Origin of the sequence: Serratia proteamaculans, from assembly GCF_004684015.1 — a bacterium.
Taxonomy (GTDB): domain Bacteria; phylum Pseudomonadota; class Gammaproteobacteria; order Enterobacterales; family Enterobacteriaceae; genus Serratia; species Serratia proteamaculans_F.
Window position 1 is genome coordinate 157707 of the sequence record NZ_SRIA01000004.1, and the last position, 12519, is coordinate 170225.

Consider the following 12519-nt stretch of genomic DNA (forward strand, 5'->3'; position numbering starts at 1 on the left):
AAGGTGATTAATTTTTCATGACATAACCGTAAGCACGGTTCCAGCCATCTTCATCCTGTTGGATATACACACCCTGTAATTCCGGCGCGAAGCCGGGCAATAAATTGATGCCTTCTTCCAATGCCAGGAAATAACGTTGCGCAGCACCGCCCCAAACTTCCCCAGGGACAACGCACAATACGCCTGGGGGATAAGGCAACGCGCCTTCGGCGGCAATTCTGCCTTCGGCTTTCGCCAATGAGACCAATTCCACATTACCACGCACAAATTCGGTGTTGGCGTCTTGTGGATTCATTGCCACACGAGGGAAATAACTCTTCCTGAACATTTCTTTCTGCAGTTCTTTAACGTCGTAGCTGACATAAAGGTCGTGCATTTCCTGGCAGAGTTGGCGCAGGGTATAATTTTCATAGCGTTGCTGATTGTTTTTATAAACCGCAGGCAAGACTTCACTAATTAAAGAATCTTGCTCAATATGTTTTTCAAAGCGGGCAATCAGCGCCACCAAATGCTGCATTTTGGCGATGTCTTCGGCCGGCGTCAGCAGGAACAGGATCGAATTGAGGTCGCATTTCTCCGGTACGATGCCGTTTTCGCGCAGATAGTTGGCCAGAATGGTCGCCGGAATACCGAAGTCGCTGTAGTTACCGCTTGCCGTATCAATGCCCGGCGTGGTGAGCAACAGTTTGCAAGGGTCGACAAAATACTGAGATTGGGCATAGCCTTCAAAGGCATGCCATTTCTCACCGGGAATGAAGTTGAAGAAGCGTAAATCGTTGGCCATGGTTTCGGTGTCAAAGGACTGCCAGGCTTTGCCCTCGATTTGGTCCGGCACAAAAGGTTTGATTAAGCTGCAAGTCTCCAGCAGCATCTTGCGCGCTTCAATGCCCACGCGAACGCATTCTTTCCACAGGCGTCGGCCGCTTTTGCCCTCATGCATTTTGGCGTTAACGTCCAGTGCGGCAAACAGCGGGTAAAACGGGCTGGTGGAAGCGTGCAACATAAAGGCATTGTTAAAGCGTTTGTGGTTGCAATAGCGAGCCTGACCCTTGATATGTTTGTCTTTTTTGTGGATTTGCGAGGTCTGCGAGAAGCCGGCCTGTTGCTTGTGTACGGACTGGGTCACAATGATCCCAGGGTCGTTTTCATTGAGCTCAAGCAGTAACGGCGAACAGTCTTTCATCATTGGGATGAATTGCTCATAGCCGACCCAGGCCGAGTCGAACAGGATGTAATCGCACAGATGACCAATTTTATCGACTACCTGACGGGCGTTATAAATAGTGCCGTCATAGGTGCCCAACTGAATGATCGCCAGGCGGAAAGGTCTGGCTTCATTGGCGCGGTCCGGCGCGACTTCGCGGATCTGCTGGCGTAAGTAGCGTTCTTCAAAGCAGTGCGCGTCAATGCCGCCGATAAAGCCAAACGGGTTGCGGGCGGTTTCCAGATACACCGGTGTCGCCCCCGCCTGGATCAGCGCGCCATGGTGATTGGATTTATGGTTATTGCGGTCGAACAGCACCAGGTCACCGCGCGTCAGCAGGGCATTGGTTGCTACCTTGTTCGATGCGGAGGTGCCGTTGAGCACAAAGTAGGTTTTATCGGCGTTAAACACTTTGGCCGCATGCTGCTGCGCCGCGCAGGGTGCGCCTTCATGGATCAATAAATCACCCAGTTTGACGTCCGCGTTGCACATATCGGAACGGAACAGGGTCTCGCCAAAGAAGTCAAAGAACTGACGCCCGGCCGGATGCTTACGGAAAAATTCGCCCCCCTGATGCCCTGGGCAAGCAAAGGTGGCGTTACCCATTTCGACATACTGGGTCAGCGTATTAAAGAAAGGTGGCAGCAGTTCGCTTTCATATTTTACTGCCGCCGCTTCCAGCTGCTTGCCATAGAACTGGGTGTTCTTGCCACAGAGTTCAAATACGCCATGCAGGGCAGGCAGTATGGCGTTATCCAGCTCTTCTTCGCAGCAAACTGCGACGAACAACGGGATATTCAGGCCGATCTCTTCGAGGTGAGCCACCATGCCTTGCGTGACATCCTCCACCGACAATACGATGGCGGCAATATCATTAAAATCGCTCTGATGTACATCGACAACTTCGCGAGCGGTTTCAAAACAGCTTAATGTTTTGCTATTAGCGGCAATTTTTAATTTATTCATTTTAATCATTCTTCAGGCAAAGGCATCCCACCGGCAGGTTAAACACCCTGTCGTTAATGCCCTCACTAAAATAAAGGCGTGAGCAGAACGCAGCCATACTTAATAGCAGGCCTGAGTTCATTCGGATTTTTGTTTTATGTCGTGTGTACTATAAACAGTAATTTACTTCTGCTATTTCACGGAATAATAAAATAGGAATCCGTCCTGATATATCAGGGAAATAGATCAGACGTAATAGTGACAGGCTGTTTTGAGTAACAACGAGAGAGGTGAGGGTTATCTGCAGTTAAAGAAGGCAAAGCTAAAGCAGCTACGATGAGACATCATCATAATATGGGTTGTGCGTCTTATATGCGCCATTTTTCGATTGTTGTTTTCCATTTCTAATCCACCTTATGGAGTGAAAAGATGGCGTTATTTTAACGTGCTTCAACGTTAAATATGTGATGTCAGTCACGTAATATGGGTTATTGATAAATAATTATTCACTTGTTATGCAGCGGTGTGCATAAAAATGAATAATGGTGCTTTTTCGATATGTAAATGCTTTGATAAAAAAACCTCGAATTTAACGCTGAATTTTTTCTGTGTTGGGATGACAACAAAAAAAGCACTTAAACTGTCCGTATAATGCCCAGATAAAGATTATTTGTTTTTTATATGTTATAAGATCATTTATTCATTGGTTGAATATAAATTCAATCTATTTGATTTATTAATCATATTGCTGAGGTGATGGAATTATCGTTATTTGTGACCGCCTTCAACAACGCAGGTAAGATGACGCGAGCAAAGGGAAGGAGAATCGACGTTGAACACGACTGAACAGCAGCAACAAATCGCGCATTTCCTCAGCAAACAACATGTGCTGACACTGTGCGCCGGCAACGGCATGGACATATGGTGCGCCAACTGTTTTTACGTCTTTGATGCCGGGCAGATGGCGCTGTGGCTAATGACCGAAACCCATACTCGCCACGGCGAGTTGATGCTGCAAAATAGCCGTGTGGTCGGCACCATAGCGCCAAAGCCGAAGACCATCGCGTTGATCCGCGGCGTGCAGTATCGCGCCGAAGCGGTGATGCTAAGCGGCGATGAAGAGCGGCTGGCGCGGGCGCGTTACTGCAAGCGTTTCCCGATTGCCAAAATGATGAAGGCCCCGGTTTGGCAACTGAGTTTGCAGGAAGTGAAGATGACCGACAACACCCTCGGTTTCGGCAAGAAACTGCATTGGACGCGGACCTGACGCAATAAACTATACTTTTCAGAGAGATCAATCGGCGGGAGGGTATATGGCACGGGTATTCATTGTAGGGGCTACCGGGTTGGTGGGGCGCGAGCTGTTGCGCCTGTTGCAAGCCGATCCGCAGGTCACGGCGATCGTAGCGCCAACGCGTAAGCCGCTGCCGGCGCATGAAAAACTGGATAACCCGGTGGGTGATGACCTGTTCGCACTGCTGACAAAGCAGGAGCAGCCGGTCGATATCCTGTTCTGTTGTCTGGGGACCACGCGACGTGAGGCGGGCAGCGACGCCAATTTTCACTACGTCGATTACACCCTGGTAGTGGAAAGTGCGTTGACCGGTCGGCGCCTGGGGGCGCAGCACTGTCTGGTGGTCAGTGCGCTGGGGGCCAGCACGCGCTCGACCTTCCTTTACAACCGGACCAAGGGTGAAATGGAACAGGCGCTGCGTGAGCAGAACTGGCCGCGCCTGACGCTGGTACGGCCATCGATGCTGCTGGGCGAACGCGCTTCACCACGTTTGCTGGAGCGCCTGAGCGCCCCCTTGTTCAAGATGCTGCCCGGAAAATGGCGGGGTGTCGCCGCCAAAGATGTGGCGCAGACCCTGCTGGAGCAGGCGTTCAGTCCCGGAAACGGCGTTAAGGTGCTGGAATCTGATCGGCTGCATTGTTTCCACAGTGCACACTGAGATTATCGAACGCCAGCTCCAGACCCGCTGGCAGTTCGTTGTCCATCAGCCACAGATCGAGATGATGGCTGATGTGCGTCAGCAAGGTGCGGCCGGGTTGCAAGCGTTGTTGGGTTTCCTGTGCGCGGGTCAGATCGTTGTGATTACGCGGTGCCTGCGGCTGGGGCGGCAGGCTGCAGTCAAGCACCATTAAATCCAATGTTACTGCACGCAGAAAAGCCTCTGTTTCCGCTGGTAAACCGACGGTATCGGTCAGATAGGCCAGCGATTTGCCTGCGGCCTGGATCAGGTAACCCAGAGTGAGTTTCGAATGTTGCAGCGGCAACGGGGTGATGTGCAGCCCGCCCAGTTCAACCGTTTCGAAGGGTTTGAACGGCGGCTGAAACGCCAGAATACCCGGGTGTTTGAACAAGTCGTCGCAGCCCTGTTCATCGGCCGGACCATACACCGGAATAAAATTTCCGCAGCCCCAGCGCAAAGGAAATAACCCCTGGACGTGATCCATGTGGTAATGTGTCAGTAAAAAACGTTGAATTTCCCCCGCCGAAAAGCGCCGTTCCAACGACGGTAATCCCGCATCCAGCAAGGTCGTTTCCCCCTGATATTTAAGCATTGCGCTGCAAGCTCTGCGCCGAAATGCCGGCTCGCGCCGCGCCCGCTGACAGACCAGACAATCACAGCCGAACACCGGAGTCTGCTGGGCACCGCCGGTACCGAGAAACGTCAGTTGCATCTGGTCACTCCCGATTATAAATACTTCTCCGCAAAGGCATGGATATCACGGAAATCCGCCAGCCGTTGTTGCAACGTCTGATGATCCCAGTGCCACCACTGGCTGCGTTCAATACGTTCTATCAGTGCGTCGTCAAAACGCATGCCGATCTTTTTGGCCGCCACGCCGGCGACAATCTCATAAGGGGCTACATCTTTGGTGACCACTGCCGCGCTGCCGATCACCGCGCCGTTGCCGATGCTGACGCCGGGCATCACGATGGCGTTATGGCCGATCCACACGTCGTGGCCGATGGTCACGTGGTGTTCGCGCCGCCAGTCGAAGAAGGCCTCATCATCTTCCCCCAGGTCGTACTCTGAAGCGCGATAGGTGAAATGGTGCTGGGCGATGCGTTGGTAGGTGGGGTGGTTGCCGGGATTGATGCGTGCGTAAGAGGCGATAGACACGAATTTGCCGATGGTGGCGTAAAAAATCTGGTTATGTCCGGCGGTGTAGGAATAGTCGCCCATTTCGACTTCTTCGAGGATGGCATCGTCGGCCAGATGGACATACTGGCCAAGGCGGCTGCGGTTAAGGGTCACGTTGTCGCCGATTTTCGGCTGTGCAGAGTCGCTCATGGCATAACATCCTGGGGAAATTGAGTGGAAGTGGGCAGCAGCGCCAGCAGCGCCGCCAAAGTGTCATCAAGGTTGCCGTCGTTATCCAACCGGCGACAACCGGTGGGCAGCTTTTGCTGATATTCAGCCGCGCGCGCCAGCCGTTGTTCTATCTGATCGGCGTTCTCACGCCCGCGACTTTGCAAACGCTGGCGCAGAATATCGTTGCTGACCTGCAGGCACACCGGCAGCAGTTGCGCGCCGTAGCGTTGTTGTGCCTGTGCCAGATGGGCACGCGATCCGTTGACCACGACATCGATCCCCTGCAGCAGCCAAAGATCGACCTCGATGCCAAAGGCGTAATGGTGCTGATGCGCCTGCCAATCGAGGGCAAATAACCCTTTGGCGCGGCGGCGCAGGAACTCCGATTCGCTGAGCGCAATATGGTTTTCGCAGCCGGCGTCCGCCGGCCGGGTGATATAGCGGTGCGCCACCAGCGGGGCGCTGTCGACGTCGGCGCGCAGTGCGGCCAACAGACTGTCTTTGCCTGAGCCGGATGGCCCCATCAGATAGATAAGCTGTGCCATCAGAACACCTGCTTACCCTGACGCCACACGTTCTGCACGTAGATGTGTTCGCCGTGCGGCCGAGCCAGCACCAGATCTGCGCGCAAGCCTTCGGCGATGGTACCGCGATCCTGCAAATTCAGCGCCCTGGCCGGGTTGCGGGTGATCATCTGCACTGCCTGCGGCAAGTTGTAATCGTTGCGTTCATCGGCAGCGATACGAAACGCCGCATCCAACAGGCTGGCCGGGTAATAGTCGGAGGACAGGATATCCAGCACGCCCAGTGCTGCCAGGTGGTGTGCTGCCACGTTGCCGGAATGCGAGCCGCCACGCACGATGTTCGGCGCGCCCATCAGCACCTGCAATCCTTGTTGGTGCGAAGCCAGGGCGGCATCTTCGGTGGTAGGGAACTCGGCAATCACGCTGCCCAGCGCGCAGGACTCGCTGACATGGGCGGCGGTGGCATCGTCGTGGCTGGCGAGCGAAATGTTACGCGCCCGGCAATGGGCAGCGATAGCTTCGCGGTTCGGCGTGGCCCAGCGGGCAGAAAGCTCGACCTGATGCTCTTCATACTCGCTCATCTGCTGATCATTGAGGTGATATTTGCCCTGATAATACTCGCGGTATTTCTCGCGCGAGGCGAACTGGCGCTGGCCCGGCGAATGGTCCATCAGCGACACCAAAGACACCCCTGGCTTGTCCATCAACTGTTCGAACAGCGACAGGGTGCTCTCGTTGGGCAGCTCGCAGCGCAGGTGCAGTCGGTGTTCGGCGCGGTTGACCCCGGCGCGCTGGCTGTGGATCACCGCGTCGATCATTTTTTGCAGGTTTTCCAGCCGATGGCCGCCGTCGCGAACGTCACCAATCGCCACCGCGTCCAGCACGGTGGTGATGCCGTTGGCCACCATCAGCGCATCATGGCTGCTCATGGCCGAATGCGCCGGCCAGTCGACGTTCGGGCGCGGGGTGAAAAACTTGTCCAGATTGTCGGTATGCAGTTCAATCAAGCCCGGCAGCAGCCAGCCGCCTTCACCGTTCACTGCCTGCGGCAACTGGCTGGGCGTATCGGCAAAGCTGCGGATCATACCGTCGCTGACCTCCAGCGATCCTTCGACCGTTTGATCTTCCAGCACCAATTTCACGTTGTTGATGATCATCAGAGGATCTCCAGCGCCTGTGGCGCCTGCATGTCATATAACCGGTCGGCGACCTGCTGACGGACGCCTTCATCATGGAAAATGCCGACGATCGCCGCGCCACGTTGTTTGGCCTGTTCGATCAGCGCGACCACGGCCGCACTGTTACGGCTGTCGAGGGAGGCGGTGGGTTCGTCCAGCAACAGGATCGGGTAATCGACGATAAAGCCGCGCGCGATGTTCACCCGCTGTTGTTCACCACCGGAGAAGGTGGAAGGGGCCAGTTGCCACAGGCGTTGCGGTACGTTGAGCTGGTTGAGCAGCGTCTCGGCACGTTCGCGGCATTCGGCGCGGTTGACGCCCTGTTCCAGCAGCGGCTGCATCACTACGTCCAGCGCGCTGATACGCGGGATCACCCGCAGAAACTGGCTGACCCAGCCGAGGGTATGGCGGCGCACCGCCAGGATCTGACGCGCTTCGGCCTGCACCATATCCAGCCATTCACCCTGATGATTGACCCAGATATGGCCGCTGTCAGGCAAATAGTTGGCGTACAGTGAGCGTAGCAGTGTGGATTTACCGCTGCCGGAATGGCCATGCAACACCACACATTCGCCGCTACTGACCGTCATATTGGCATCGTGCAGTACCGGCAGTTGCGTGCCGTGTTGCTGGTGGAGCACAAAGGTTTTGCTGAGGTGTTCAACCCGGATTTGAATAGTCATTTATCATTACCTTGCGTTACGACAGCACCGAAGAAACCAGCAGTTGGGTATAAGGATGGTGCGGATCGTCCAGCACCCGGTCGGTCAGGCCACTTTCCACCACCTCGCCCTGTTTCATCACCAGCAGCCGATGCGCCAGCAAACGCGCCACACCCAGGTCGTGGGTGACGATCACCGCCGCCAACTGCATTTCCACCACCAGGGTGCGTAGCAGATCGAGCAACCGCGCCTGTACCGAAACGTCCAGCCCGCCGGTGGGCTCGTCCATAAACACCAGCTTCGGGTGGGTGACCAGATTGCGGGCGATCTGCAACCGCTGCTGCATGCCACCGGAGAAGGTGGTCGGCAGGTCGTCCAGGCGGGATACCGGGATTTCGACGTCTTCCAGCCACTGGCTGGCCTGACGGCGGATGTCGCCATAATGGCGCTGGCCGATAGCCATCAGACGCTCGCCGATGTTGCCGCCGGCGGAAACATTGGGCCGTAACCCATCGAGCGGATGCTGATGCACCACACCCCAGTCGGTACGCAGCAAGCGACGGCGATCGCTTTCCGCCATCGCGTACAGGTCATGCTGTTGCCCGGCCTGTGGACGATAAAGGATCTGCCCTTGTTGCGGCGCCAGCCGTGCCGAGATGGATTTTAGCAGGGTGGTTTTGCCGGAGCCGGACTCGCCGACGATACCCAATACTTCGCCGGGGTAGATATCGAAAGACACGTCGTTAAAGCCTTTGCCCGGCGCATACAGATGGGTGAGGTTAGTCACCGACAGCAATGGCGTGGTGCTCAGAGGGGTGGAAGTCATCAGTGCTGCGCCTCTTGCGAAGGTTGCGCCAGTTGCTGCTGGCAGTAATCGGTGTCGGAACAAACGAACATGCGGTTGCCCTGATCGTCGAGCACCACTTCATCGAGATAGCTGTGGCGTGAGCCACACAGGGCGCAGGGCTCGTCCCACTGCTGTACGCTGAACGGGTGATCGTCAAAGTCCAGGCTCTCCACCTTGGTGAACGGCGGCAGGGCGTAAATACGCTTCTCGCGCCCGGCACCAAACAGCTGCAGCGCCGGCATCATGTGCATTTTCGGGTTATCGAATTTCGGGATTGGTGACGGATCCATCACGTAGCGGTCGTTAACCTTCACCGGGTAGGCGTAGGTAGTGGCGATATGGCCGTAGCGTGCGATGTCCTCATACAGTTTCACCTGCATTACGCCGTACTCTTCCAGCGCGTGCATTTTGCGGGTCTCGGTTTCGCGCGGTTCGATAAAGCGCAGCGGCTCCGGGATCGGCACCTGATAAATCAGGATTTGGTCTTCGCGCAGCGCAGTTTCCGGGATGCGGTGCCGGGTCTGGATCAGCGTGGCTTCCGGGGTGCGCTCGGTGGTGGCGACGCCGGCAACGCGCTGGAAGAAGCGGCGGATGGAAACCGCATTGGTGGTGTCGTCGGCACCCTGGTCGATCACCTTCAGCACGTCGGCACGGCCAATCACGCTGGCGGTCAACTGAATACCGCCGGTGCCCCAACCATAAGGCATTGGCATCTCGCGGCCGCCGAACGGCACCTGATAACCGGGGATCGCTACCGCTTTCAAAATGGCCCGGCGGATCATGCGTTTGGTCTGTTCGTCCAGATAACCCAGGTTATAACCGGTTAATACTTCACTCATCGCGGGCCTCCTGACGCTCGCTGAACTCCTGCCGCAGGCGCTTGAGCAATTCCAGCTCGGCCTGGAAATCGACGTAGTGTGGCAATTTGAGGTGGGAAACAAAGCCGGCGGCTTCGACGTTATCGGCATGGGCCAGCACGAATTCTTCGTCCTGTGCCGGGCTGGCGATGCCTTCGTCGTACTCTGGGCTTTGCAGGGCGCGGTCCACCAGCGCCATGGACATCGCTTTGCGTTCGGCACGGCCAAACACCAGGCCATAGCCGCGGGTGAAATGCGGCGGTTGGTCGGTCGGGTCGACAAAGCCGTTAACCATTTCACACTCGGTTAGCAGGATCTCGCCGATATCTATCGCGAAACCCAGCTCTTCAGGCACTATCTGTGCCGAAACATAACCGGTACGGATCTCCCCGGCGAACGGATGGTTGCGGCCATAACCGCGTTGGGTGGAATAGCTCAACGCCAGCAGGAAACCTTCGTCACCGCGTACCAGCTGTTGCAGGCGCGCCGAACGTGAACAAGGATAAACCGGTGGATTGCGGGTGATATCATCCGGCACTGTGCCGTCATCCTGCTCCGCCAGCGCCAGTTGCTGCTGACTGAGCAAGTCGAACACATGGGCGCAGTTTTCCGGTAGCGGTTCGTCGGCCTGTGGCGCGCGTGGCGCTTCGCCTTCCGCCAACAGGGCAAAATCCAGCAGCCGGTGGGTGTAATCGTAGGTTGGCCCCAGCACCTGCCCACCGGGCAAGTCCTTGTAAATCGCGGAGATACGGCGCTCAAGCCGCATGTTTTCGGTCGCCAATGGCTCGCTGACTGCCAGCCTTGGCAGCGTGGTGCGGTAGGCGCGCAGCAGGAAAATGGCTTCAACCAGATCGCCGCTTGCCTGTTTGATGGCCAGCGCCGCCAACTGAGGATCGTAGATACCGCCTTCGGTCATCACCCGATCTACCGCCAACCCCAATTGTTGTTCAATCTGCTGGGGGGCGAGCGCCGGCACGCTTTCGTCGCCGCGCCGCAGTTGTTCCTGTAACTGATGGGCGGCCTCAATGGCTTTTTCGCCCCCTTTAACGGCAACGTACATCAGCACACCTCCACATGGGTGGTCCGTGGCAGCGCCAGCAGGCGCTCACCACAGGTCAGCAGGAAATCCAGCCCCAGCGGGAAACACTGCGGGCGGCTAATCAGGTAATCGAGCACGGCCTGCGGCAACGACGGTGAGATAACCCGTTGATGTTCAATGCCGGGGCCGGTCAGGCGCAGCGGGGTACCCAGTTCCAGACTGTCGAGCTGTACCACTACCGTGGCGCTGAACTCGGGGGAAATCTCGCTGCCGTGCGGCAATGCCTGCAAATCAGCGGCCTGCAGTTGTGCGTCGAACAGGGCAAAGCACACTTCTTCGCTGCTATTGGCCCGTGGCGCACCGCTGTGGAAGCGAATGTTTGTTAGCACTTGCTCACTTTCTAACGCCAGAGACAGTTGGATCGGCGTTTCCTGGTCTGCCAGGGTCAACAGTGCGGCGGTGCTGGCGGCGTTCAGTGCCCCCCAGGCCGCGCTTGCCGGCAGCGTGACGACATAGCCTGGTTCACTTAATGCCTTAAGGATCAGGCGGAAAGCCTGTTGCGATTGTTCGATCGGTTGTGCAAAACCTGTCAGTAGGCTCATTGGTTAATCCCCCCGCACCAGCGTAAAGAAGTCCACTCGGCTGGAAGCCACCGCCCGGGCGCGCAGCTGGCGTTGCTCATGCTGCAAGGCGGCCAGAGGCTCAATCAGCTGCTGTTGCAGCAATTCGGCCTGCTCCGGCAGTTGCAGCAGGGCATCCGCCAGCGCGCAGAGTTCGGCATGTGCCTTGTCACGTCCGGCGATATAGCTGTAGCCGTAACCGCCGTTTTCCAGTTGTACTACCGCACGGGTGACGGTCATGTCACCCATCACAAAGCGGCGACCGGTGGCCCCCATGCGGCCCTGTAACTGCGCCAGGCCAATCTCCGGCGCGCGAATGGTTTGGTAGCGCGGGCTGAGGTTCAGCGCCTGCCAGTGGCTGCGCAACTGGTCCGGCTGGCTGTGCGCCAGTACCGACATCCAGCGTTGTCTCGGCTGTAAGGCTTGCATTCAGTGCTCCATGGTCAGTTCAATCATGTCGGCGCGCGCCAGGCTGACGGAGTATTCCGCCACGCTGTCACTGCCGCTGCAGACGTTGAGGGTGCGCACGCACAGCAGCGGTGCGTGGGTGGCTATTTCCAGCAACTGGCTCTCTTTGGCCTGCGCGCGGCGTGCGCTGATGCGCGTCTGCTTGCGGGTCAGCGGCTGGTGGATATTGAGTTCGATAAATTCATGCAATGAGCCACTGTGGAACTGCTGCAGCGCCGGCCACCAGTCCAGATCGGGCAGATAATGGTCGATCAGGCTCATCGGCACGCCGTTGACCCGGCGCAGGGTACGCAGGTGGATCACCGTTTCGCCTTCTTCACGCGACAATGCGCTGGCTACATGCCCATTACACGGGCGTAATACTGCGAGTAAGCGCTCACTGGTGGGGTGACTTCCCTGCTCGAACAGGTTCTGGCTAAAGCGGGTATTGGCATGCAGCGGATAGTCATAGGGGCGCATCAGCACCAGAATGCCGATGCCGTGTCGACGTTGCAGCCAGCCGCGATCCACCAATTGGTCGACCGCGCGGCGCAGGGTATGGCGATTAACCTGATAACGCTCTGCCAGCTGTTGTTCGGAAGGCAGATAGTCACCGCAGCGGTATTGGGTACGCAGCTCTTGCTCAAGCTGCGCGGCGATTTGTTGGTAGCGTGTGGGGTAACTGGTCGGATGTCTAGATAAGTCCATCATAATAAAAACCTCGGCGTGCCGAATACCCATTTGCAGGATGCTGATGGTTGGCGTTGCATGATGTGTACCCTTTGGTGAAGTTGGCGTTATTCTGCCGGGGTTAAATGACAATCTGGTTACGCGTCAGTGGCGAACAGATGAACTATTTGGGACAGGCTGATG

General features: G+C 56.8%; 15 protein-coding genes. 2 read left to right on the forward strand and 13 right to left on the reverse strand.

Annotated features, from left to right (window positions below; all coding sequences use genetic code 11):
- Window positions 1–7: 7 nt before the first annotated feature.
- On the reverse strand, window positions 8–2170 hold the full coding sequence (speF, locus tag E5C26_RS02300; protein WP_135314878.1) for an ornithine decarboxylase SpeF: 2163 nt from the start codon (window positions 2168–2170) through the stop codon (window positions 8–10).
- 276 nt (window positions 2171–2446) lie between these two features.
- Window positions 2447–2551, reverse strand: coding sequence for a leader peptide SpeFL (speFL, locus tag E5C26_RS02305; RefSeq protein WP_135314879.1), 105 nt, complete (start codon window positions 2549–2551; stop codon window positions 2447–2449).
- Between the two features lie 430 nt (window positions 2552–2981).
- On the opposite strand from speFL, the gene E5C26_RS02310 reads away from it, so the two are divergent.
- Window positions 2982–3416, forward strand: coding sequence for a YhbP family protein (locus tag E5C26_RS02310; protein WP_135314880.1), 435 nt, complete (start codon window positions 2982–2984; stop codon window positions 3414–3416).
- 46 nt (window positions 3417–3462) lie between these two features.
- The gene (locus E5C26_RS02315) at window positions 3463–4101 is read left to right on the forward strand and encodes an NAD(P)H-binding protein (RefSeq protein WP_135314881.1); all 639 of its coding nucleotides are present in this window, start codon (window positions 3463–3465) and stop codon (window positions 4099–4101) included.
- Here the strand turns inward: E5C26_RS02315 and phnP are convergent.
- Genes phnP through phnF form a run of 11 tightly spaced genes read right to left on the reverse strand, consistent with a single transcriptional unit; the run spans window position 4052 to window position 12354 of the window.
- Window positions 4052–4834 (reverse strand): phosphonate metabolism protein PhnP, encoded by a 783-nt coding sequence (phnP, locus tag E5C26_RS02320; protein ID WP_135314882.1) that lies wholly within the window; start codon window positions 4832–4834, stop codon window positions 4052–4054. The two genes, E5C26_RS02315 and phnP, sit on opposite strands and share 50 nt — an antisense overlap.
- A 14-nt stretch (window positions 4835–4848) precedes the next feature.
- A complete protein-coding gene (locus E5C26_RS02325) occupies window positions 4849–5451 on the reverse strand; it encodes a DapH/DapD/GlmU-related protein (protein ID WP_135314883.1) in 603 nt (200 codons plus the stop codon).
- On the reverse strand, window positions 5448–6017 hold the full coding sequence (gene phnN / locus E5C26_RS02330; RefSeq protein WP_135314884.1) for a ribose 1,5-bisphosphokinase: 570 nt from the start codon (window positions 6015–6017) through the stop codon (window positions 5448–5450). The genes E5C26_RS02325 and phnN overlap by 4 nt, the downstream gene beginning before the upstream one ends.
- Window positions 6017–7153 (reverse strand): alpha-D-ribose 1-methylphosphonate 5-triphosphate diphosphatase, encoded by a 1137-nt coding sequence (gene phnM, locus E5C26_RS02335; RefSeq protein WP_135314885.1) that lies wholly within the window; start codon window positions 7151–7153, stop codon window positions 6017–6019. Before phnM ends, phnN begins: the two co-directional genes overlap by 1 nt.
- Window positions 7153–7857 carry a phosphonate C-P lyase system protein PhnL gene (gene phnL, locus E5C26_RS02340; protein ID WP_012004974.1) on the reverse strand — a complete coding sequence of 235 codons (705 nt, stop codon included), beginning with the start codon at window positions 7855–7857 and terminating at the stop codon, window positions 7153–7155. The genes phnM and phnL overlap by 1 nt, the downstream gene beginning before the upstream one ends.
- Window positions 7858–7873: 16 nt before the next feature.
- Window positions 7874–8662 (reverse strand): phosphonate C-P lyase system protein PhnK, encoded by a 789-nt coding sequence (gene phnK / locus E5C26_RS02345; RefSeq protein WP_135314886.1) that lies wholly within the window; start codon window positions 8660–8662, stop codon window positions 7874–7876.
- Entirely contained in the window at window positions 8662–9522 is an 861-nt protein-coding gene (locus E5C26_RS02350) for an alpha-D-ribose 1-methylphosphonate 5-phosphate C-P-lyase PhnJ (protein WP_135314887.1), read from the reverse strand. The genes phnK and E5C26_RS02350 overlap by 1 nt, the downstream gene beginning before the upstream one ends.
- Window positions 9515–10600, reverse strand: a complete 1086-nt coding sequence (locus E5C26_RS02355; protein ID WP_135314888.1) for a carbon-phosphorus lyase complex subunit PhnI — start codon at window positions 10598–10600, stop codon at window positions 9515–9517. The genes E5C26_RS02350 and E5C26_RS02355 overlap by 8 nt, the downstream gene beginning before the upstream one ends.
- Window positions 10600–11181, reverse strand: coding sequence for a phosphonate C-P lyase system protein PhnH (phnH, locus tag E5C26_RS02360; RefSeq protein WP_135314889.1), 582 nt, complete (start codon window positions 11179–11181; stop codon window positions 10600–10602). The genes E5C26_RS02355 and phnH overlap by 1 nt, the downstream gene beginning before the upstream one ends.
- Window positions 11182–11184: 3 nt before the next feature.
- Entirely contained in the window at window positions 11185–11628 is a 444-nt protein-coding gene (gene phnG / locus E5C26_RS02365) for a phosphonate C-P lyase system protein PhnG (protein ID WP_135314890.1), read from the reverse strand.
- Window positions 11629–12354 carry a phosphonate metabolism transcriptional regulator PhnF gene (gene phnF / locus E5C26_RS02370; RefSeq protein ID WP_206194233.1) on the reverse strand — a complete coding sequence of 242 codons (726 nt, stop codon included), beginning with the start codon at window positions 12352–12354 and terminating at the stop codon, window positions 11629–11631.
- Between the last annotated feature and the right edge of the window lie 165 nt (window positions 12355–12519).

Coding starts and splice junctions, on each gene's coding strand:
- phnK (WP_135314886.1), bottom strand. CDS start 8,662: ATGACTTCCACCCCTCTGAGCACCACGCCATTGCTGTCGGTGACTAAC.
- E5C26_RS02350 (WP_135314887.1), bottom strand. CDS start 9,522: ATGAGTGAAGTATTAACCGGTTATAACCTGGGTTATCTGGACGAACAG.
- phnN (WP_135314884.1), bottom strand. CDS start 6,017: ATGGCACAGCTTATCTATCTGATGGGGCCATCCGGCTCAGGCAAAGAC.
- speFL (WP_135314879.1), bottom strand. CDS start 2,551: ATGGAAAACAACAATCGAAAAATGGCGCATATAAGACGCACAACCCAT.
- speF (WP_135314878.1), bottom strand. CDS start 2,170: ATGAATAAATTAAAAATTGCCGCTAATAGCAAAACATTAAGCTGTTTT.
- phnH (WP_135314889.1), bottom strand. CDS start 11,181: ATGAGCCTACTGACAGGTTTTGCACAACCGATCGAACAATCGCAACAG.
- phnM (WP_135314885.1), bottom strand. CDS start 7,153: ATGATCATCAACAACGTGAAATTGGTGCTGGAAGATCAAACGGTCGAA.
- phnL (WP_012004974.1), bottom strand. CDS start 7,857: ATGACTATTCAAATCCGGGTTGAACACCTCAGCAAAACCTTTGTGCTC.
- E5C26_RS02315 (WP_135314881.1), top strand. CDS start 3,463: ATGGCACGGGTATTCATTGTAGGGGCTACCGGGTTGGTGGGGCGCGAG.
- E5C26_RS02355 (WP_135314888.1), bottom strand. CDS start 10,600: ATGTACGTTGCCGTTAAAGGGGGCGAAAAAGCCATTGAGGCCGCCCAT.
- phnP (WP_135314882.1), bottom strand. CDS start 4,834: ATGCAACTGACGTTTCTCGGTACCGGCGGTGCCCAGCAGACTCCGGTG.
- phnG (WP_135314890.1), bottom strand. CDS start 11,628: ATGCAAGCCTTACAGCCGAGACAACGCTGGATGTCGGTACTGGCGCAC.
- phnF (WP_206194233.1), bottom strand. CDS start 12,354: ATGGACTTATCTAGACATCCGACCAGTTACCCCACACGCTACCAACAA.
- E5C26_RS02325 (WP_135314883.1), bottom strand. CDS start 5,451: ATGAGCGACTCTGCACAGCCGAAAATCGGCGACAACGTGACCCTTAAC.